Annotated in this window: 16 protein-coding genes and 1 pseudogene; 8 read left to right on the top strand and 9 right to left on the bottom strand. The window is 67.2% G+C overall.

The features are described 5' to 3' along the window. Window positions 1-120: 120 nt before the first annotated feature. The 3 genes from ASG92_RS00645 to ASG92_RS00655 all read right to left on the bottom strand — a co-directional run bounded on the left by ASG92_RS00645 (window position 121) and on the right by ASG92_RS00655 (window position 3,664). Window positions 121-1,326 (bottom strand): malic enzyme-like NAD(P)-binding protein, encoded by a 1,206-nt coding sequence (locus tag ASG92_RS00645; protein WP_056622941.1) that lies wholly within the window; start codon window positions 1,324-1,326, stop codon window positions 121-123. A 288-nt stretch (window positions 1,327-1,614) separates the two neighbouring features. Beyond that, window positions 1,615-2,214, bottom strand: coding sequence for a TetR/AcrR family transcriptional regulator (locus ASG92_RS00650; RefSeq protein WP_056623842.1), 600 nt, complete (start codon window positions 2,212-2,214; stop codon window positions 1,615-1,617). Between the two features lie 148 nt (window positions 2,215-2,362). Then, window positions 2,363-3,664, bottom strand: a complete 1,302-nt coding sequence (locus ASG92_RS00655; protein ID WP_056622944.1) for an MFS transporter — start codon at window positions 3,662-3,664, stop codon at window positions 2,363-2,365. Between the two features lie 120 nt (window positions 3,665-3,784). On the opposite strand from ASG92_RS00655, the gene rraA reads away from it, so the two are divergent. The 3 genes from rraA (at window position 3,785) to ASG92_RS00670 (ending at window position 7,729) form a co-directional block, all read left to right on the top strand. Further along, complete coding sequence (gene rraA, locus ASG92_RS00660; RefSeq protein ID WP_082579224.1) at window positions 3,785-4,324, top strand: ribonuclease E activity regulator RraA; 540 nt, start codon at window positions 3,785-3,787, stop codon at window positions 4,322-4,324. A gap of 106 nt (window positions 4,325-4,430) precedes the next feature. Then, window positions 4,431-6,083 (top strand): MDR family MFS transporter, encoded by a 1,653-nt coding sequence (locus tag ASG92_RS00665; protein ID WP_056622947.1) that lies wholly within the window; start codon window positions 4,431-4,433, stop codon window positions 6,081-6,083. Window positions 6,084-6,208: 125 nt separating this feature from the next. Then, window positions 6,209-7,729, top strand: a complete 1,521-nt coding sequence (locus ASG92_RS00670; RefSeq protein ID WP_277307395.1) for a sugar porter family MFS transporter — start codon at window positions 6,209-6,211, stop codon at window positions 7,727-7,729. Window positions 7,730-7,930: 201 nt separating this feature from the next. Here the strand turns inward: ASG92_RS00670 and ASG92_RS00675 are convergent. Next, a pseudogene (locus ASG92_RS00675) lies at window positions 7,931-8,854 on the bottom strand (helix-turn-helix transcriptional regulator). A 410-nt stretch (window positions 8,855-9,264) separates the two neighbouring features. On the opposite strand from ASG92_RS00675, the gene ASG92_RS00680 reads away from it, so the two are divergent. After that, window positions 9,265-10,308: an NAD(P)-dependent alcohol dehydrogenase gene (locus ASG92_RS00680; RefSeq protein ID WP_056622951.1), complete on the top strand. Its 1,044-nt coding sequence runs from the start codon at window positions 9,265-9,267 to the stop codon at window positions 10,306-10,308. 80 nt (window positions 10,309-10,388) lie between these two features. Here ASG92_RS00680 and ASG92_RS29105 read toward each other — a convergent pair whose 3' ends face one another. From ASG92_RS29105 to ASG92_RS00695, 4 genes are all read right to left on the bottom strand, one after another. Beyond that, complete coding sequence (locus tag ASG92_RS29105) at window positions 10,389-10,592, bottom strand: hypothetical protein (protein ID WP_200951845.1); 204 nt, start codon at window positions 10,590-10,592, stop codon at window positions 10,389-10,391. 122 nt (window positions 10,593-10,714) lie between these two features. After that, on the bottom strand, window positions 10,715-11,878 hold the full coding sequence (locus ASG92_RS00685) for a mannitol-1-phosphate 5-dehydrogenase (protein ID WP_056622954.1): 1,164 nt from the start codon (window positions 11,876-11,878) through the stop codon (window positions 10,715-10,717). Beyond that, the gene (locus ASG92_RS00690; protein ID WP_056622956.1) at window positions 11,878-13,857 is read right to left on the bottom strand and encodes a PTS mannitol transporter subunit IICBA; all 1,980 of its coding nucleotides are present in this window, start codon (window positions 13,855-13,857) and stop codon (window positions 11,878-11,880) included. Before ASG92_RS00690 ends, ASG92_RS00685 begins: the two co-directional genes overlap by 1 nt. 57 nt (window positions 13,858-13,914) lie before the next feature. Continuing rightward, entirely contained in the window at window positions 13,915-14,646 is a 732-nt protein-coding gene (locus ASG92_RS00695; RefSeq protein ID WP_056622961.1) for a TetR/AcrR family transcriptional regulator, read from the bottom strand. A 162-nt stretch (window positions 14,647-14,808) separates the two neighbouring features. Here ASG92_RS00695 and ptsP point away from each other — a divergent pair, with 162 nt between their 5' ends. From ptsP to ASG92_RS00715, 4 genes are all read left to right on the top strand, one after another. Continuing rightward, complete coding sequence (gene ptsP, locus ASG92_RS00700; RefSeq protein ID WP_056622964.1) at window positions 14,809-16,494, top strand: phosphoenolpyruvate--protein phosphotransferase; 1,686 nt, start codon at window positions 14,809-14,811, stop codon at window positions 16,492-16,494. Window positions 16,495-16,616: 122 nt separating this feature from the next. Beyond that, window positions 16,617-17,036: a helix-turn-helix domain-containing protein gene (locus ASG92_RS00705; protein WP_056622967.1), complete on the top strand. Its 420-nt coding sequence runs from the start codon at window positions 16,617-16,619 to the stop codon at window positions 17,034-17,036. Window positions 17,037-17,175: 139 nt separating this feature from the next. Continuing rightward, window positions 17,176-17,448: a hypothetical protein gene (locus ASG92_RS00710; RefSeq protein WP_082579225.1), complete on the top strand. Its 273-nt coding sequence runs from the start codon at window positions 17,176-17,178 to the stop codon at window positions 17,446-17,448. Window positions 17,449-17,585: 137 nt separating this feature from the next. Next, a complete protein-coding gene (locus ASG92_RS00715; protein WP_056622970.1) occupies window positions 17,586-18,935 on the top strand; it encodes an FAD-binding protein in 1,350 nt (449 codons plus the stop codon). On the opposite strand, the gene ASG92_RS00720 is transcribed toward ASG92_RS00715, so the two are convergent. Beyond that, entirely contained in the window at window positions 18,932-20,152 is a 1,221-nt protein-coding gene (locus ASG92_RS00720; RefSeq protein ID WP_056622973.1) for a PucR family transcriptional regulator, read from the bottom strand. The genes ASG92_RS00715 and ASG92_RS00720 overlap by 4 nt on opposite strands. Window positions 20,153-20,204 lie beyond the last annotated feature (52 nt).

Here is a 20,204-nt window from a genome sequence, read left to right on the forward strand (position 1 = left end):
CGGCCGTCCGTTCCGGGAACGACGACGGCGGTGCCTCCCCAGCACGGGAGGCACTGCCGTCGGGCTTCAGTCAGCCGTCTCAGCTGCCGTAAGGGTCAGCGGCTCTCAGGCTGCCGCCCCTCAGGCTCCGTCTTCCGCTGCCGCGGCGGCAACGGCGGCCGTGACGGCCGGCGCCACCCGCGGATCCAGCGGGCTGGGCACGATGTAGTCCGCTGACAGTCCGTCCTCGGCCAGGGCGGCGATGGCGCGTGCTGCGGCGAGCTTCATGGCCGGCGTGATCCGGCGTGCTCCGGCGTCGAGTGCGCCGCGGAAGATGCCCGGGAAGGCAAGGACGTTGTTGATCTGGTTCGGGAAGTCGCTGCGGCCCGTGGCAACCACGGCAGCGTACTTGGCGGCCACCTCGGGCAGCACTTCGGGGTCCGGGTTGGACAGCGCGAACACGATGGAGCTGTGGTTCATCAGCTTCAGGTGTTCCTCGGCCAGCTTGGAGGACGAGACGCCGACGAAAACGTCTGCGCCGAGCAGGGCCTCGGCAGGGCCGCCCGCGATGCTGCGGGGGTTGCTGCGCTGCGCCATCTGGGCCTTCTTGCTGGCGGGATCGGCGGCGATGTCCGGGCGTTCGGCGTTGATCACGCCGCGGGAGTCCAGCAGCACGACGTCGCTGATGCCTGCGGTGAGCAGGATCTCGGCGACGGCGATGCCGGCGGCCCCGGCGCCCGAGACCACGACGCGCAGGCCTTCGAGCTCGCGCCCGGTGACCTTGGCGGCTCCGGTCAAGGCGGCAAGAACCACGACGGCGGTGCCGTGCTGGTCATCGTGCATGACGGGGCAGTCCAGGGCCTCGATGAGCTTTTCCTCCAGCTCGAAGCAGCGCGGGGCCGAGATGTCCTCGAGGTTGACGGCGCCGAAGCTGGGACGCAGCCTGACGAGGGTCTCCACGATCTCGTCCACATCCGTGGTGTTGAGGACCAGGGGGATGGAGTCCAGCTCGCCGAACGCCTTGAACAGGGCGGACTTGCCCTCCATGACCGGGAGGGAGGCGCTGGCGCCGATGTTCCCGAGGCCCAGGACGGCGGTGCCGTCGCTGACAACAGCCACCAGGCGCTGGGCCCAGGTGTGGGTTTTGGCAAGCTTCGGGTCGGCGTGGATCGCGCGGCTGACCTGGGCGACGCCCGGGGTGTACGCGATGGAGAGATCGCGCTTGTTGGCGAGCGGGACGGTGCTGGCGATGGAGAGCTTGCCGCCCTCGTGGGCCGCGAAGATTTCCTGGTCCGTCAGCGCTTCGGCCGCGGAGTTGTCGGTGGGGGCAATCGTTTCAGTGGACACGTCGTTGTCTCCTGGGCTAGCCGTGGGCGCACGGCACAGTGGGCTCAAGCATTGGAGGCTCAAGATGGTCAGGTGCGCGCTTCCCTGACGGCCCAAAGGGTGGCGGGGTCCGTCCGGAAGCCCGCTGGTACGGGTTGCTAGCCACTCCGGTCCTGCAATGGTAAACACTGCGGAACGGCCTGTTTGGCCACTTGCACGCCATTTGACGTGCTGCAGCGGATTTTTGGGTGTTTCTGTGGCCTATTTCACCGAATTTGGCGTTCCGGAAGGGGTAGTGGTCTAGACCGGTTACGCTGTGTGGCGCATCGAACGGGGACGCGGCACCAGCAGGGAGCAGGCCTTCTTCAGGTCCTCTTCCGCCTCGAACAGCGATAAGCGGCGGCAGCGGACTGACTGGACTAGACCGGTGACCGTCAGCAGCAGGACGCGGGAGATGGCGGCGTCGCCACTCGCGGAGGTGACGGCACGCTCGGCCAGGGTGTCGATCTCCCGCAGCAGCGTCGTGGTGTCCCTGTCCTTGAGGTACACGCCCTGGTTGAGGCACTGCTCGACGGCGGGCTGCATGACCCGCATGTGGAAGATTTCCATCACCACGCCGGACAGCGCATGGATCCGGACGGTGCCCGCACCCGGCCAGCTGCCCACCTTGAGCTCACTCAGCTGGTGCCGGTAGAGGGCCAGCATCAGATGCGTGGCTGAGGGGAAGTAGCGGTACAGGGTGCCGAGCGGGACGTCGGCCTTCGCGGCCACTTCGGACAGGGTTACGGACTTGAGGCCCTTGCGCGCAAAGCCGGCGGCGACGTCCAGGATGCGGGCGTAGCGAAGCTGTTGTCGGGGTAGGGACGGCGGGGCGGCCATGGGCGGAAGATCTGGATTAAGTTCAAGCATCATCAGTCCGGAGGTTGAGATTCCTGCGGCAGCCAGGAGAGTCCCCATCCCGATCCCGCCCGCAATTCGGAGTCAACTATACGGCACCGGCCCCAGGCGGCATCGGTCAGCTGCGGGCCGGAGGCCAGCGAACTGCCGAGCGGAGGACCTAGTCCACGCCCTTGATCTTCACGACGAACACGGCGCCCAGCAGGCCGATCACTGCCGCGGCGACGTAGAGCGAAACGTAGCCGCCCCAGAGCGTCACGAAGGGCCAGGCCAGCGCCGGAGCGATGACCTGCGGCAGTGAGTTGGCGATGTTGATGACGCCAAGGTCCTTGCCGCGGTCAACGGCGTGCGGCAGCACCTGGGTGATGAGCGCAAAGTCCACCGCGAGGTAGGCGCCGAAGCCGATCCCCAGGACGCTGGCGCCCACGATGCCGCCGATCCACGTCGGCGCGAACGCCAGGATCAATGAGGCCAGGGCAATAATCACGGACGACGCTATGACCAGGGGCTTGCGCTTGCCCATGCGGTCGCTGAGCCGGCCGCCGATCACGCTGGTGATGATCACAAACACGGCGTAGAGCCCGGTCAGCACCAGCACTCCGAAGGCCGGCTCCATCCCCGCGGTCTCCTTCAGGTGGACAGCGTCCGCGAGGAAGAACAGCAGGTACAGGGTGACCATGTGGTTGCCGATATTGACGAGCAGCCGGGTGATCCATGCCCAGGCGAAGTCCGGGTGCCGCAACGGCCGGATGAAGCCACGCAGGAAATCGGTCCAGTTCAGCGGGGGCCTGTCGCCGGCGGGGAGCGGCACGTCGTCGCTCTTGAACAGGTACATCACCACGCCGGCCAGAAGGGCGACGGCGCAAACGATGTACCCCAGGGCGAAGTTTCCGCTGACGACGGCGGCAATCACCGCGCCCATGAGGATGCCCACTGTTTGGCCCATCGCCGCGAGGCCGCCTACCGTGGCCCGCTGCGGCACCGGAACGCGGTCGGGAATGGCAGCCGTGATGGCAGCGTAGGCGCCGTTGCAGCCGGCCTGCACGAGGCACCAGAGCAGCGTCATGACCGCGACATTCGGCGCACCGGCGAGGCCTATCAGCGCGGCCGCCCCCAGGACGGCCCCCACCACGACCCACGGCACCCGCCGGCCGAAGCGGGACGTCGTGCGGTCGCTGAAGGCGCCGAACAGGGGGTTGGCCACGAGGGAGACGGCCGCCCCTGCGCCGGTCACGAGCGCCAGGATGGCTTCCTTCTGGCCGGCATCGAAATGTTCGGCCTGCTGGCCGAGCAGCACCTGGATGGGACCGAAAAACGCCGCGTTAATCCCCAGGTTGACCAGTACCACGCCTGTGGTCCACAGTGGCCTCACCCGGGACGTGGGTTCGGCGAGCGCCGCGGGCGATCGTGCCCCTACCAGCCCGGGATCGGGAACTGCACCGGGAATGTCGGACAGACTCATGGCAGGCTCCCCCTGAAACGTTTTGATCGTGTGAAATCAGACTATCGTGGGCATCACGGACCCGCCTGACACAGCTGCGTGGCGCTCACGCAGCCGCGCCAAATCGCTCGAGGAGAACCTATGACCGCCACGCCCGCCAGCAAGTCCCAGACCGAAGAGGCCGCACAGACTCCCCCGACCGCACCGGCCCAGGACGCTGTCAACACGGCCGACCTCTACGACGAGCGCGGCGAGGAACTCAACTCCATCGCCCTGCAGTTCCAGTCACTGGGCGGACGCTCGCACTTCAGCGGCCCGGTACGGACCATCCGCTGCTTCGAGGACAACGCGCTGGTCAAGTCCACCCTGGCCACGCCCGGCAACGGCGCCGTGCTGGTGGTGGACGGCAGCGGCTCGCTGCGCACCGCCCTGATGGGGGACATGATCGCGGCAAGCGCCGTGGAAAACGGCTGGGCCGGCGTCGTCATCAACGGTGCCATCCGCGACCGCGAGGCCGTCGCGGAACTGCCGCTCGGGGTCAAGGCGCTCGGCAGCAATCCGCGCAAAAGCGCGAAGGCCGGCGCCGGAGAGACGGACGTTGACCTGCTGATCGACGGCGTGACCATCCGCTCAGGTGCCACGATCTGGTGCGATCCGGACGGGATTTTGGTGGAGCGCTGAAAGTAAATTCCACATTTCGGCGAGCCGAGGGAACAAATCACAAAGTAAGATAGTTACTGAAAGCAACTATCAAGCTTGATCCCCTTTTCTTTGTAATGGAGCAGTCATGTCCAAAACCGCCGCCGGGCCCGCAGCCGGGGACGTCCTGACGAAGCGTCAGACCATCACCGTGATGGTGGGCCTTATGCTCGGCATGTTCCTGTCCTCGCTGGACCAGACCATCGTGTCCACGTCCATCTACACCATCGCCAACGACCTCGACGGGCTTTCCCTCCAGGCGTGGGCCACCACCGCGTACCTCATCACGTCCACGGTGAGCACCCCGCTCTACGGCAAGCTCAGCGACATCTTCGGCCGGCGCCCTCTGTACCTGGCCGCGATCGTGATCTTCCTGGCGGGCTCCCTGTACGCCGGTTCGGTGCACTCGATGACCGAACTGGCCATCGCCCGCGGCATCCAGGGCATGGGCGCCGGCGGCCTGCTGGCCCTTGCGCTGACCATCATCGGCGACATTGTCGCCCTGAAGGACCGGGCCAAGTTCCAGGGCTACTTCATGTCCGTCTTCGGCATCTCCTCGGTGCTGGGCCCCGTGGTGGGCGGCGCCTTCGCCGGCTCCGCGAACATCCTGGGCTTCGACGGCTGGCGCTGGGTGTTCTTCATCAACCTGCCCATCGGCCTGGCCGCGCTCGTTGTGGTCTTCCTGTACCTGCACCTGCCCGCCAAGCACGTGAAGCAGAAGATCGACTACTGGGGCGCCGCGGCCATCACGCTGGCCATCGTTCCGCTGCTCCTGGTGGCCGAACAGGGCCGCAGCTGGGGCTGGACCTCGGCAGGCTCCCTGCTGTGCATCGGACTGGGCATCGTTGGCATCGCGGCGTTCCTGCTGGCGGAGAAGCGCGCCGGCGACTACGCCCTCATTCCGCTCCGGCTTTTCGGGAACCTCACCTTCGGCCTGTCCTCGCTGCTGAACTTCATCATCGGCATCGGCATGTTCGGCGCCATCGCCATGCTGCCCATGTACCTGCAGCTCGTGAAGGGCCTCACCCCCACCGAGGCCGGCCTGATGATGATCACCTTCACCGTGGGCATCCTCACCGGCTCCATCACCGCGGGCCGGACCATCTCCTCGTCCGGCACCTACCGGATCTTCCCCATCGCAGGAACGGCGGTCCTGACCGCCGCCGCCGTCGTAATGGGCTTCTCGCTCGGCGTGGACACCGGGCTCTGGGTTCCCGGCCTGATCGCCGTGTTCTTCGGCCTGGGCCTGGGCTTCTGCATGCAGCCGCTGACCCTGGCCATGCAGGTCTCCGTCCCGCCGAAGGACATGGGCGTGGGCACCTCTTCGGCCGCCTTCTTCCGCTCCATGGGCGGCGCCGCGGGAACCGCCGTCTTCATTTCCATGCTGTTCAGCCTGGCGGCGGACAAGATCGCCACCGGGATGAAGGACGCCATGCAGAACGCCGACTACCTCAAGGTCCTCAAGGATCCCGCCGTGGCCGCCGATCCCGCAAACGCCAAGCTGTACGAGTTCTTCCAGAACGGCGCCAGCAATGATTCCCTCAACGACACCAGCTGGCTGCACTCGGCCAACCCCGTGCTCACCCGGCCCATCACCGAGGGATTCGCCCAGTCGATCGATGCAGTCATGCTCACCGCGGCCGTGCTGACCGGCATCGCCTTCCTGATCAGCTTCGCCCTGCCGAACAAGAAGCTGACGGACCCCAAGGCCGTCGCCAAGGAGTCCGTGGCCGCCCACTAGGGACTTCACGCCGGGCACGGCCCGGCGTCAGGCCGGGAGACGACGACGGCGGGACGTCCCGCCGTCGTCGTCTTCTGTCCCCAAGTGGAACCTCGATCGGTGACGTGGCACACTGTTAGGCGCGTGTGCGCCGGCCGTCTGGGCCGGTATCCGCAGCCGACGACGTCCGCACCGCATCCACCCAACCCCAAACACCAGGGAGCACCATGTCTACCGTCAAGGCGCAAACTACCGCCAAGATCCCGCAACGGGTCATATGGCTGGCGCTTGCCGGCGCCGTGGGCGGCTTCCTGTTCGGCTTCGACTCGTCCGTGGTCAACGGCGCGGTCGACGCCATGAAGGACGAATTCGCGCTCAGCGAGGGCGTCACCGGGTTCGCCGTGGCCGTCGCACTGCTCGGCTGCGCCGCCGGCGCGTTCCTGGCGGGCAAGGTGGCCGACCGCTACGGCCGCATTCCCGCCATGAAGCTGGGGTCGCTGCTGTTCCTGGTCAGCGCCATCGGCACGGGCTTCGCGTTCAGCGTCTGGGACCTGATCTTCTGGCGGCTCGTGGGCGGCCTTGGCATCGGGCTGGCGTCAGTGATCGCACCTGCTTATATCTCCGAGATCTCCCCGCGCCACGTACGCGGCCGGCTCGCCTCGCTGCAACAGCTGGCCATCACCACCGGTATTTTCGCCGCGCTGCTGTCCGATGCGCTGTTCGCCACCTCTGCCGGCGGCGCCGGCCAGCCGCTTTGGCTGGGCATCGAGGCCTGGCGCTGGATGTTCCTGGCGGCCGCTGTCCCGGCCGTCGTCTACGGCCTGATCGCCTACACGCTCCCCGAGTCCCCGCGATTCCTGGTGTTCCAGGGTAAGGAAGACGAGGCCCGCACGGTCTTCGATTCCATCGCGCCGGACGGGGACACGGACCGCCACCTCCGCGAGATCCGCGAGGCCATCGAAGAGGACCAGCTGGCCGGCAAGAAGGGCTCGCTCCGCGGCAAGACGTTCGGGCTGCAGGCCGTGGTGTGGATCGGCATCACGCTGTCCGTGCTGCAGCAGTTCGTCGGCATCAACGTGATCTTCTACTACTCCACCACGCTGTGGAAGGCCGTGGGCTTCCAGGAGAAGGACTCGCTCACCATCTCCGTGGCAACGTCCGTCACCAACATCCTGGTGACCCTCGTGGCCATCGCCCTCGTGGACCGGATCGGCCGGCGTCCCATCCTGCTGGCCGGCTCGGTCGGAATGGCCGTTTCCCTCGGCGTCATGGCCCTGGCCTTCGCTTCCGCCACCGGCACCGGCTCCGAGATCTCCCTCCCGGGTGCCTGGGGCCCCGTTGCCCTCGTGGCCGCCAACATCTTCGTGATCAGCTTCGGCGCGTCCTGGGGACCGCTCGTGTGGGTGCTCCTCGGCGAGATCTTCCCGTCCCGGATCCGCGCACGTGCCCTGGGCCTGGCCGCGGCCGCCCAGTGGATCGCCAATTTTGCCATCACCCTGAGCTTCCCGGTGATGGCCGCAGGCTCGCTGCCGCTGACGTACGCCATGTACGCACTCTTTGCGGCGGCATCGTTCTTCTTCGTCATGTACAAGGTGCCGGAGACGAACGGCATGTCGCTGGAACAGGCCGAAACCCTGTTTGTTCCCAAGGGGTCCGTCAAGGCCTGACCGGCTCTTGGCTCCCCCGGCATGAAAAGGAAGACGCCCAGGTTCCCGAGGAACCTGGGCGTCTTCTGTGTTGCGGGAGTCGTTCCGGGGCGGTTCAGCACAATCGCCGGCCGGACGGGATCAACGTAAGTTGCTGCCGTATTCCTCATCGGCGAGACGACGGCCCCACGTGGTTTCCGGTTTGGCGGCCCCACTGGCCGCCTAGGCGGGCGGCGCCACACCGGCCGCAGCCTGCCCGGCCGGTCCGGCCGGTCCGGCCTGTTCAGCCTGTTCAGCCTGTTCAAGGGTCGCCGCCCAGCTGGCCAGAAGCCGCAGCGCGTCCTCGGAGGCAGAGCCGGGCTCGGCGGTGTAGATCAGCAGTGACAGTCCGGGATCGGCGGAAAGGCCCATCCCGTCGTACATCAGGTGGAGGTCCCCGACGACGGGGTGGTGGAAGTGCTTGAGCCCCGTGTAGTGCTGGCGCACGTTGTGCGCCGCCCACCGGGTCCGGAACTCCTCGCTGCGCATGGAGAGTTCGCCCACCAGCTCGGACAGGGCCCGGTCGTACGGGTCGCGGCCCGATTCCGTGCGCAGGATCGCGACGGTGTCGTTCGCGGCGCGCTTCCAATCCGGGTAGAAGCCGTGCGAGCGCGGGTTAAGGAAAATGAACCGGGCGTGGTTCACCGGCCTCGCCGGATCGGTGTACATCTCCGAGTACAGCGCGCGGCCGAGCCTGTTCGTCCCCAGGACGTCCAGGCGCCCGTTGCGCACGAAGGCCGGCGCGCCGGTGATCGCGTCGAGGGCGAACTAGATGCTGGGCCTGATCTGCTGCTTCCTCGGCGTGCGGCGCGGCCGCGGTGACGCCGCTGCAGCCCTTGCCAGGTCGAACAGGTGGGCATGCTCGGCGTCGTCCAAATGCAGGGCGCGGGCCAGGGAATCCAACACGCTTTCGGACACGCCGCTCAGGTTTCCCCGCTCCAGGCGGATGTAGTAGTCGATGCTCACCCCTGCGAGCATGGCCACTTCCTCACGGCGAAGGCCGGGCACGCGCCGGCTGCCGCCGTAATTGGGCAGCCCGGCCTGGCCAGGGGTGATCCTGGCACGCCTGGAGGCAAGGAACTGGCGAATCTGATTCCGGTTGTCCACGCCTTCAACCATAGGAGCCTTCCGTGGCAGCAGGGAGGGCCTGTCAATACCTGTATCAACAGGACCTTCCCCGCAAGTACAGGACGGGGTTTGCTGGATAGGCACGGAGAAACACCCTAAGGAGCGCCGGAACTGCTCGTGCCCACAGCGGCCAGCCTGACGCTTAGGACCGCGCGGCAGGCATAACCGCCCGCCGCGCCATGGGGGTTCTGCCAGTCCTAGGATCATCAGGGACTCCCGCAGCGGATTTGCCTCCTGTTTCCTTGATAAGAGACATGACGAAAGGACAGCTCGCTCGAGCAACAGTGATGTACGGGCCGGCAACGTGCCCGTGAAGAACGCGCCCGACGCGGCGATCAAGGAACCCTTCACCCAACCAAACAAAATCTCTCACCGAACACAGGAGAAACATGCTTACCGTTAACGCTTACGCCGCACCTTCCGCCACAGGCGACCTCGTCCCCACCACCATCGAGCGCCGCGACGTCGGCCCTCAGGACGTGCTGATCGAAATCAAGTACGCCGGAATCTGCCACTCGGACATCCACACCGTCCGCGGCGACTGGGGTCCCCAGCAGTACCCGCTGGCCCCCGGACATGAAATCGCCGGTATCGTCACCGAAGTCGGCGCCGAAGTCACCAGGCACAAAGTTGGGGACCGCGTCGGCGTCGGCTGCATGGTCAACTCCTGCCGCGAATGCGCCAACTGCCGGAAGGGCGAGGAGCAGTACTGCCTCGCGGGAATGACCGGCACCTACGGCGCCGTCGACCGCGACGGGACCATCACCCAGGGCGGCTACACCACCCACGTAGTGGTGACCGAGGACTTCGTCGTACGGATCCCGGACAGCCTGGACCTCGACGTCGCCGCGCCGCTGCTCTGCGCGGGCATCACCACCTACTCGCCGCTGCGCCACTGGGGCGCCGCTCCCGGAAAGAAGGTGGCGGTCGTCGGCCTCGGCGGGCTCGGACACATGGCCGTCAAGCAGGCCCACGCCATGGGCGCCGACGTCACGGTCCTGTCCCAGTCACTGAAGAAGATGGAAGACGGCCTGCGCCTCGGCGCGGACGCCTACTACGCCACGAGCGACCCCGCCACGTTCGAGGCCCTCGCCGGAACCTTCGACCTGATCATCAACACCGTCAGCGCCCCGATCGACATCAGCTCCTACCTGCAGCTGCTAGCCCTCGACGGCGCCCTGGTGAACGTGGGCGCCCCCGCCGAACCGCTCCCGGTAAGCGCGTTCGCACTCATCATGGGGCGCCGGTCCTTCGCCGGTTCGGCGATCGGCGGCATCCGCGAAACCCAGGAAATGCTCGATTTCTGCGCCGAGCACCGGCTGGGCGCCGAGATCGAGGTCATCCCGGCTGACAAGATCAACGAAGCCTACGAACGCGTCCTCGCCTCGGACGTGCGCTACCGCTTCGTCATCGACACCGCAACCATGAGCTAAACGACCTGCCCGGCAGTCGTCGTCGAAGCGGCCGGTCAGCACCAGCTGGCGGGCCGCGTCCGGCGTTCCCCGGCTAACGGTCATATGTTGCCTTCGCGGGCCATCTGCAGGGCCAGGGCGTTACGGGGCGAGAAAACGCGAAGACTCGGGATGAGCAGATACCGGCATAGTCTGCCATCGACAGCTGGCGGTCCGGTTTCGGCGGTGCCTGCCGGGCGGCGCGAGGCATAAATCCGCCCACTCAGGCCCTCGAAGTGAACCTCGGAAATGTCAGGATCAGCCATCTGTCGAGGATAGTCCCCTGCCGGGGTCCGGCGGGTAGGCGGAGCCCGTAAACGCACGACGCCGGAACTCAAGAAGCTTCTTCTTATTGAGTTCCGGCGTCGTGCGTTGCGTTGCGGAAGGGTCAGGCCGGAGCGGTGACGCCCTCTGCCTTGCGTTCCTCGACCAGGCCGCAGACGGCCGCGAACAGCGGGTGGTCCGCCGTCAGTCCCGTGATCCGCTCTGTTGCTTCGACGGGCTCGGAAGCGGACAGGATCTGCCCGAGCTCCACGGCCTCGGCGTCGGCGGGATCGTTGAAGCGCAGGGCTGCGGCGATCGCCCCGAGAAGGGCCTCCGGCACGATCCCCCGCTCCGCCAGCTCAGCCGCCGGCCCGATGAACCGTTCATGCCGGCTGAGCTTGCGCAGCGGCGCCCGCCCCACGCGGTTCACGGTGTCCGGCAGGTGCGGGTTGGAGAAGCGGCCCAGGATCTTCTGGACGTAGGCTTCCTGTTCGTCGTGGTTGAAGCCGTGCTTGGACACGAGAAGCTGCTTGGTTTCGTCGAGCACGGCACGCACGTCCGCCGCCACATCCTGGTCCGCCATGGCCTCGGAGATTTTTTCGACTCCGGCCTCGTACCCGAAGTACGCGGCGGACGCGTGGCCTGTGTTGACCGTGAACAGCTTCCGCTCGATGTACGGCCCCAATTGGTCCACGAACGTGGCACCGGGAATGACGGGCGCGGCCCCGCCAAAAGGCGTGCGGTCGATGACCCACTCGTAGAACGTCTCCACCGTGACGTCCAGCCCCTGGCCGGGTTCCTGGTTGGGCACGATCCGGTCCACGGCCGTGTTGGCAAACACCGCCGCCTCATCCAGGCGCCCGGCGGCGTCATCCCAGGACTGCACGATGGCATCGCGCAGGATGTCCGTGGCGTTGATGGCGTTCTCGCAGGCCATCACCTGCAGCGGCGCCTTTCCTGCGGCCCGGGCGGCAATTCCCTTCGCAATCGCGGGAGCCACGAACTTGAGGATGTGCGGCCCCACCGCGGTGGTGACAATATCCGCCGTCGCGATTTCCTCGATCAGCTGCGCCTCATGGGTGCCGGAGTTGACCGCCCGGAAGTTGTTCACGGTGCGCACGGCGGGGTTCTCCCCCACCTCGTGGACGGCATAACTGTCCGCGGCTGCGAGCTGGGAGATCAGGGCGTCCGCAACATCCGCGAACACCACCTCATACCCGGCCTCGTGCAGCAGCAGCCCGACGAATCCGCGGCCGATGTTTCCGGCTCCAAAATGTACAGCCTTCACTATGCGTTGACCTTTCCGAACAGCTCCAGCACTTCCTCGACGGAGGTTGCGGCCTCAAGCTGCGCCACCTGCGCCTTGTTCGTGAAGACCTTCGCGATCGAGGAAAGGATGTGGAGGTGTTCGTTGTTGATGCCGGCCACGCCCACCACGAACTTGACCTCCTTGCCGTTCCAGTCGATGCCGTTCGGGTAGCGGATCACGGACACGGCGGACTTCATGATGTGGTCCTTGGCGGCGTTGGTGCCGTGCGGGATAGCCAGGAAGCTGCCCATGTAGGTGGACACGGATTCCTCGCGCTCGTGCATTGCGAGGATGTAGTCGTTATCCACGGCTCCGCGGGCCAGCAGCAACTGGCCGGCCTCATCGATCGCGGCGTCCCGGGTTGTGGCGGAGCCGTTGAGGACCACGCTGTCAGCCACTAGGATGTCCGACGGCGGGGCGGCGGCTTCCGCGGGCGCCGCGGCGGTTGCGGGAGCAACGGCGTCGGCCGTTCCTTCGGTGTTGGTGCTCTTGACCAGTTCCACGATCTCGTCATAGCGCGGGCTGTTCATGAAGTTGTCCACGGAGTAGTGGACGGCGCTGGACGTGACGGGCTTGGCGCGTTCGGTGAGGTCCTGGTGCGTGATCACGACGTCGTAGGTGTCCGTGAGGTTCGCGATGGACGCGTTGGTGACCTTGACGTCCGGGAAACCCGCCGCCTTGATCTTGTTCCGCAGCACGGAGGCGCCCATCGCGCTGGAGCCCATGCCGGCGTCGCACGCGAACACGATGTTCTCGATGGGACGCGTCAGGACGGCGGTGCCACCGGCGCCCGCACCCGTGAGAGCCGAGGAAACGGAGCTCTTCTTGCCCTTCATTTCTTCCATGCGGCTGGTGGCGGCGGTGAGGTCGTCCTCGTCACTGTGGCGGGTGGTCCGCAGGATCAGTGAGGCAACGAGGAAGGAGACCGTCGTGGCGAGCAGCACGGAGAGGATCACTCCGACGTAGCTGTCGCGGGAGGTCTGGGCGATCACCGCGAAGATGGATCCCGGAGCCGCCGGAGCCACGAGGCCGGAATTGGTGACGGCGAGTGTGGCGATGCCCGTCATGCCGCCGGCGATCGCTGCAAGGATCAGCAGCGGGCGCATCAGGACATACGGGAAGTAGATCTCGTGGATACCGCCGAGGAATTGGATGATCGCGGCGCCGGGAGCCGAGGCCTTTGCCGCGCCACGGCCGAAGAACATGTAGGCGAGCAGAATACCGAAGCCCGGGCCGGGATTGGCCTCAAGCAGGAACAGGATGGACTTGCCCTGCGCAAGCGACTGCTGGATGCCCAGCGGCGTGAGCACGCCGTGGTTGATGGCGTTGTTGAGGAAGAGGACCTTGGCAGGCTCGATGAGGATGGAGGTCAGCGGCAGCAGGCCGTTGTTCACCAGGAACTGGACAAAGTTGCCGGCAGCAGTGCTGAAGGCCTGGACCAGCGGGGAGATGCCATAGAAGCCAAGCAATGCAAGGAGGGCGCCCCAGATGCCGGCGGAGAAGTTGTTCACCAGCATCTCGAAGCCTGGGCGGATCTTGCCGTGCCAGATTGCGTCGAGCTTCTTCATGGTCCAGCCGCCGAGGGGACCCATGATCATGGCGCCAATGAACATCGGGATGCCGGCGCCGACGATGACGCCCATGGTGCCGATGGCGCCAACGACGCCGCCGCGGACGTCATAGACCATCCTGCCGCCGGTGTAGGCAATCAGTAGAGGCAAAAGATATTTGATCATGGGGCCGACGAGGCCCACATACGGCGCACCTGCGGCGTCCGTCCCGAAGCCGCCGAGTGCAGGGACGGGGATCCATCCCTTCTCGATGAAGAGAGCCGTGATGAGACCCCAGGCGATGAACGCCCCGATGTTGGGCATGATCATGCCGGACAGGAACGTCCCGAACTTCTGGACGTGAACCCGCACGCTAGTACGGGGTTTTGCAACTGTCTCTGTTGCCATGTGATTTCCTAACCGTGATTCCTGCTGCACCGCAGGATGGTCCGATATTTTGGACGACTAGTTGGTGGAACTGTTGGAGATCCTGTGGAGCCATTCGAGAAAGAGCTTGAGTTCCGAGCTGGACAGTTGGTCCGAGTGGGATGCCTGCAGCGCGGCGTTCAGCGCGATGGCAGCCACGACCACGGATGATTTCCCGGAATCCTCTTCCGGTCCGGCATCCCTGCCCTGATCACTGGACACCGCGAAGATCATGGCGTCCCGCGTCATGGTTGACAGTTCGAGGTTCCGCTCCCCCGCCGGTTCCGCGATCAGCATGAGCGTGACACCGACGTTGGCCGCCAGGATGCTTCGTGCAGCCTCCCTCGGCTGGACGTTCAGCTGCCCGGCCGCGGCGGCCTTGTTCAGCATCTCCTCCATGAGGGCCTCGGCATCGGCAACGATGGACGGGCGGCTCTCGGGGCGGATGTTACCGAACATGACCAGATAAAGTTCCGGCTGGTTGAGCCCGAACTGCACGTGGTTGTCCCACATCCGCCGGATGTCTTCCAGCGGCTGCCCGGACGGGGCGAAGTCGCGTTCGCCCGCCACGTATTCTTCGAATCCCGCGGCCACAACCGCGTCAAACAGGCCCTCCTTGTCACCGAAGTGGTGATAGAGGGTGGGCGCCGTGACGCCTGCCAACTGCGTGATCTGACGGGTTGATACAGGTGCTCCTGCGGAGTTGGCCAGCAACTCGGCTGCCGCACGCAGCAGCCTCACTTTGGGCGGAAGCTGGCCATCGAAACTCATAACCGCTACCCTATCACCTATAGCAACGCTATATGAACTGCATCACATACAATTTTTTCAGGCACCGCACAGCAACATCGGACGTAGCCGTTCGGACCGCCCGGACCACTGTCCGGGCAGAGACCGGCGGGCCTGGCTACCGGCAGAGAATGAGGACCTTCAGTGCAGAACTTCACAGGAGTTGGCGTCAGCCCCGGCCGCATCATCGGCACCGTCCGGCAGATGCCCAAGCCCATCAGCGAACCTCCCGCCGGCGAGCAGCTGGCGGCCGGCACCTCCCCCGAGGACGCGACCGCGGCGCTGAAGGCGGCGGCGAGCGCCGTCCACGATGACCTCAAGGCGCGTGCCAGCCACGCCACCGGCGACGGCAAGGCCGTCCTGGAAGCCACGGCCCTGATGGCCAAGGACACAATGCTGATCAAGGGCGCGGCCAAGCTCATCGCCCGCGGCATGTCCGGCCAGCGCGCCATCTGGGAGTCCGGTTCCTCGGTATCGGAAATGCTGCACAACCTGGGCGGTTACATGGCGGAGCGCGCCACCGACATCCTGGACGTCCGCGCCCGCATTGTGGCCGAACTCCGCGGCGTGCCCGCCCCCGGCATTCCCACCTCCGAGAACCCCTTCATCCTCGTGGCCGAAGACCTTGCACCCGCCGACACCGCGACCCTGGACCCGAACAAGGTCCTCGCGCTGGTGACGGCCGGCGGCGGACCGCAGTCGCACACCGCCATCATTGCCCGCTCGCTCGGCCTGCCGGCCGTGGTGGCCGCCGTGGGTGTCGACGATCTGCCGGACGGCATCGAGGTCTACGTTGACGGCGCCGCTGGCACCATTACCGCCGAACCGGACGAGTCGCTGCATGCCGCTGCGGAGGCCTGGGCGGCCACGGCCTCCCTCCTGGCCGAGTTCAGCGGCACGGGCACGACGGCGGACGGCCACCTGGTCCCGCTCCTTGCCAATGTGGGCGGCGCCAAGGATGCCGAAGCCGCAGCCAAGCTCGGAGCGCAGGGCGTGGGGCTCTTCCGCACCGAGTTCTGCTTCCTGGAGCGCGACACCGAACCCAGCGTCGACGAGCAGGCCGCTGCCTACAAGGGCGTGTTCGATGCCTTCCCCGGCAAGAAGGTGGTGCTCCGGACCCTGGACGCCGGCGCCGACAAGCCGCTTCCCTTCCTCACCGACTCCACCGAGCCCAACCCGGCCCTGGGCGTCCGCGGCTACCGCACGGACTTCACCACCCCAGGCGTCCTGGAGCGCCAGCTGGAGGCAATCGCCCGCGCCGAGAAGGAATCCGAAGCGGACGTGTGGGTGATGGCGCCCATGATTTCGACGGCGGAGGAGGCCGCGCGGTTCGCCACCATGTGTGCCGAGGCAGGAATCAAGACGCCGGGCGTCATGGTGGAGGTCCCGTCCGCGGCGCTGACGGCCGACACCATCCTTCGTGAGGTCGCCTTCGCAAGCCTGGGCACCAATGACCTCACCCAGTACGCCATGGCCGCCGACCGCCAGCTCGGCCCGCTGGCGGGCCTGAACACGCCGTGGCAGCCCGCCGTGCTGCGCCTCGTCGGCCTGACAGTGGAAGGCTCGGCGACCGAAGGGCACAACAAGCCCGTGGGCGTCTGCGGTGAGGCGGCAGCGGACCCGGCCCTCGCCGTCGTGCTGACCGGGCTCGGCGTCACCACCCTGTCCATGACCGCCCGTTCGCTGGCCGCCGTGGCCGCAGTGCTCAAGACCGTCACGCTGGCCGAGGCGCAGGAGCTCGCCAAGCTGGCCCTCTCCGCACCGAGCGCCACCGAGGCCCGCGCCTGGGTCCGGGAAAAGCTGCCTGTCCTGGAGGAGCTGGGGCTGTAGCGCTTCTGAGGAGAAGTCCGAGCGGGAGCGGGCGCTGCGTTGCAGGGTGCCCGCTTCCCGGCGGTTAAGGGGCAGTCAGCCCGGGTCCCGGACTGTCAGAGCGCAGCCGCTAGGCTTCTGCCATGGCACTGATAGCTCCCAGGGTGACCCCCGCCCTTCCCGCCGACGACGCACTGGACCTCCGGCGCGCGCTGGACGGCGGCAACGACATCACTGTGTTCGTGGACGGCACCGTCCACCGGCTGCCGCCCCAGGCGAGGGACGCCGTCGTCGACCTCCTGGCAAGGTTCAGCCGCGGCGAAGCCGTGACGGTGAGCAGCGTGGAGGAAATGCTCACCACGTCCCAGGCGGCGGAACTCGCCGGAATCTCCCATACCTACCTGCGGAACATGACGGACCGGGGCGAGATCCCGGTGGAATACCGCGGCACGCACCGCCGGATCCGGCTGGCCGCCATCATGGCGTGGCTGGAGGGGCAGAAGAAGAAGCAGGCCGCCGCGGAACCGGCCGGTGACGCCGCCGGCGAGGACCGCGGCCGGTAGGTCCGCCGGCGGCACGGCCCGTCCATACCTGCAGGCAAAAATGACAGGCCACCGGCACTGGATGACGGCGTGATAAGGATCAAGCAACGATCTCGCCCAGGCAGGGATTCCGGCCTGCGTGCGGGGTTACTCTTTATTCGTGGTGAGATTCAGGGGATTGCACATCGTGGCGGGCATCGTCGCCATGGGTGTGGCTGCCGTCCTCGGAAGCATCATGGGCCTGAACAACACCGCCGTCTTCACCTCCAGCTGCGCGGCCTATGTGGCCGTTTCCATGTGGGCGGAAAGCCGGCTCTCCCGGCGCCGCGGCACTGCGCCCGGCCCGATCCAAATGCCGCCGCAGATGACGGACCCCATGACGCTGGACGGCACCCCGGACCAGGCTCCCCGGCGGGAGGGGAACGCCGCCTGACCCGCCCGCGCGGCATGCCGCCGGCCCGGCCGGCGCTGACCAGGCGGGAGCACCGCGGATTGACAGGACCCGGCGGTCGCCTGAAGTATTGTTAGCGGTAACATTTTGCCGGAGCGCCTCCGGCCCGAAGGGGGATTATGCGTACTGCAACGACAGGGCTGGGCGGCACAGAACTCAACTGGGCCGGCAACTACCGGTACGGCGCCACAGCCATCCACCGCCCCCGCACCCTCGATGAAGTCTGCGCCCTGGTGACCGCTGCACCCAAGGTGCGGGCCGTGGGGTCCCGGCACTCGTTCAACTCCATTGCCGATTCGTCCGGCATCCTGATCTCCCTCGAGGACATGGAACCGGACATCAGCATCGACCCCGCCGCCCTCACCGTGTCCGTTTCCGGCGGGACCCGCTACGGAACGCTCGCCGCCGAACTGGACCGGCGGGGGTTCGCCCTCGCCAACCTCGCCTCCCTGCCGCACATCTCCGTGGCCGGTGCCATCGCCACCGCCACCCACGGCTCGGGCGATGCCAACGGGAACCTGGCCACTTCGGCGGCCTCCCTGGAGCTCGTCTGCGCGGACGGTTCCGTGCGCACCCTGAGCCGCGGGGGTTCCCCCGGATTCGACGGCGCGGTGGTGGGCCTGGGCGCCCTGGGCGTCGCCACCCGGGTGACCCTGGACATCGAACCGCGCTTTGAGGTGCGCCAGGACGTCTTCGAACAGCTGCCGTGGGGCACGGTCCTGGACGACTTCGACGCCGTCACCTCCAGCGCCTACAGCGTCAGCCTGTTCACGGACTGGAGCGGCGGCACCGTGGCGCAGGCCTGGCTCAAAAGCAGGATTCCCGACGGCGGTCCCTCCACCGGCGCCCATGCCGCCGTGACGACCGGCTTCTTTGACAGCCCGGACGGGGCAGGCAGCCCGGACTCGGCGTCCCGCACGTTCTTCGGCGGCACCCCCGCTCCGGAGGTGCGCCACCCCCTCCCGGGCGTTTCCGCGGAAAACTGCACCGAACAGCTCGGCGTCGCCGGCACCTGGGCGGAGCGGCTGGCGCACTTCCGCATGGCATTCACCCCCAGCAGCGGCGAAGAACTGCAGAGCGAATTCTTCGTGCCGCGGGAGCACGCCGTGGCGGCCATCGGCGTCATGCGCGGGCTGTCGGACGCCGTGACTCCGCTGCTGCAGGTGGCCGAAATCCGGACCGTGGCCCACGACCGTCTCTGGCTCAGCCCGGCGTACGGCCAGGCTTCCGTGGGGCTGCACTTCACCTGGAAGCCGGACCAGGAGGCGGTGGAGAGGGTGCTGCCGCTCATTGAAGAGGGACTCGCCCCGCTGGGCGCACGCCCGCACTGGGCCAAGCTGTTCACGGCCGACGCCGCGGCCCTGGCGCCGCTGTATCCGCGCTTTGCCGACTTCCGCAAGCTGGCGGAGGGAATGGATCCGGAAGGCAAGTTCCGGAACGAGTTCCTGGAGCGCAAGGTTTTCGGCTAGATGCGCGGCCGTCCGGCCCAGCGCCGCGCCTTGAGCGCGCCGTGCAGCTCCAGCCGGACCATGCCCTTCAGCGGGTCCACGCCCAGCAGCTGCCGGATGCGGCCCAGCCGGTTGTAAATGCTGCTGCGGTGCAGGTGGAGTTTCTCGGCCACGTCCTGGACCGAGCCGTCGTTGTCGTAGAGCAGCTCCAGCACCGGCAGCAGTTCCCCGTTCCGGTCATGGTCCTCGAGGGTCCGGAAATTCACCGACCCGGCGTCGCCCCAGACGCCGGCCCCGCCGCCGGCGGACGCCAGCAGCTGGTACACCCCGGCGGCCCGGCAATCCACGAGCTCCCCCAGCTGCGGGTCAACCGCCGCGGCCTGGGCGGCCACCTTGGACTGGCGGTAGGCCTCAGCCAGCTCCTTGGTGCGGGTGAATCCCTCGCTGATGCCCAGGATGATGCGCTTCACGGGACGCCCCGAGCGCTTGGCGAGTTCCAGCTGGTAGTGCACCAGGACCTGCGCGTGGCTGGCGCGCCCGATGGACTCCCGGAACAGGACCACGGCGTGCGTTTCGGCCCCCGCGCTGAAAAGGGCGGCGTCCACGCCGATCGTTGCCTGGAGCGCGGCGGCCCGGTGGATGAGCGTCGAGGCGATCGGGTCGGGTCCGGCGGACCAGCCGTCGGCGTCGAGGACGGTGACCAGCTGCCAGGGACCGCGGTCCTGCACTTCCTTCCAGCCGGCCACGGCCGCCACGGCATTGGCTTCCCCGGCGCAGGCCGCCAGGAATTCCCGTTCGCGGCTGCGCCGGAACTCGGATTCCGCTGTATTGGAGTCCAGCAGGAGACCGGACAGCAGCTCAAGCTCGTCCCTGACGTCCGGCAGCTGGGCGAGGATCGTCGTCGCGCTTTGCTCCTCCGCGTCCTGCTGCACCCAGAGGTAACCCACGCGGAACCCGCGGACCATCAGCGGGACGCAGACGCGCCCCAGCATTCCCAGGTCCTCGTTGGCAGGAACGACGACGGGACGCACCGCCGTGGCGATCCCGTGCGAGAGCTGCCACGCCTTGACGTCAAGGGGCACGCGCTTGCTGAGCAGGAAGTTCACCCGGACCCTGTCGGCGTGCGACTGGTTTGAACTGTAGGCGAGAAGCAGGCCGTCGAGGTCTTCCAGCGATAACCCGTGGCCCAGCTTCAACGCCACCCGCTCCACGAGCTGTTCCACATCCTGCTGCTGCATGCTGCAAGACTACTTCCCGAAGGGCCTGCCGGGCGAACGGACAGCAGGCGAC

It is taken from the genome of Arthrobacter sp. Soil736 (assembly GCF_001428005.1).
Classification (GTDB): Bacteria; Actinomycetota; Actinomycetes; order Actinomycetales; family Micrococcaceae; genus Arthrobacter.

What these genes read in the sequence shown, in the direction of transcription:
- ASG92_RS00680 (WP_056622951.1), top strand. Translation starts at nt 9,265, where the DNA reads ATGCTTACCGTTAACGCTTACGCCGCACCTTCCGCCACAGGCGACCTC.
- ASG92_RS29105 (WP_200951845.1), bottom strand. Translation starts at nt 10,592, where the DNA reads ATGGCTGATCCTGACATTTCCGAGGTTCACTTCGAGGGCCTGAGTGGG.
- ASG92_RS00720 (WP_056622973.1), bottom strand. Translation starts at nt 20,152, where the DNA reads ATGCAGCAGCAGGATGTGGAACAGCTCGTGGAGCGGGTGGCGTTGAAG.
- rraA (WP_082579224.1), top strand. Translation starts at nt 3,785, where the DNA reads ATGACCGCCACGCCCGCCAGCAAGTCCCAGACCGAAGAGGCCGCACAG.
- ASG92_RS00665 (WP_056622947.1), top strand. Translation starts at nt 4,431, where the DNA reads ATGTCCAAAACCGCCGCCGGGCCCGCAGCCGGGGACGTCCTGACGAAG.
- ASG92_RS00650 (WP_056623842.1), bottom strand. Translation starts at nt 2,214, where the DNA reads ATGCTTGAACTTAATCCAGATCTTCCGCCCATGGCCGCCCCGCCGTCC.
- ASG92_RS00690 (WP_056622956.1), bottom strand. Translation starts at nt 13,857, where the DNA reads ATGGCAACAGAGACAGTTGCAAAACCCCGTACTAGCGTGCGGGTTCAC.
- ASG92_RS00715 (WP_056622970.1), top strand. Translation starts at nt 17,586, where the DNA reads ATGCGTACTGCAACGACAGGGCTGGGCGGCACAGAACTCAACTGGGCC.
- ASG92_RS00655 (WP_056622944.1), bottom strand. Translation starts at nt 3,664, where the DNA reads ATGAGTCTGTCCGACATTCCCGGTGCAGTTCCCGATCCCGGGCTGGTA.
- ASG92_RS00705 (WP_056622967.1), top strand. Translation starts at nt 16,617, where the DNA reads ATGGCACTGATAGCTCCCAGGGTGACCCCCGCCCTTCCCGCCGACGAC.
- ASG92_RS00695 (WP_056622961.1), bottom strand. Translation starts at nt 14,646, where the DNA reads ATGAGTTTCGATGGCCAGCTTCCGCCCAAAGTGAGGCTGCTGCGTGCG.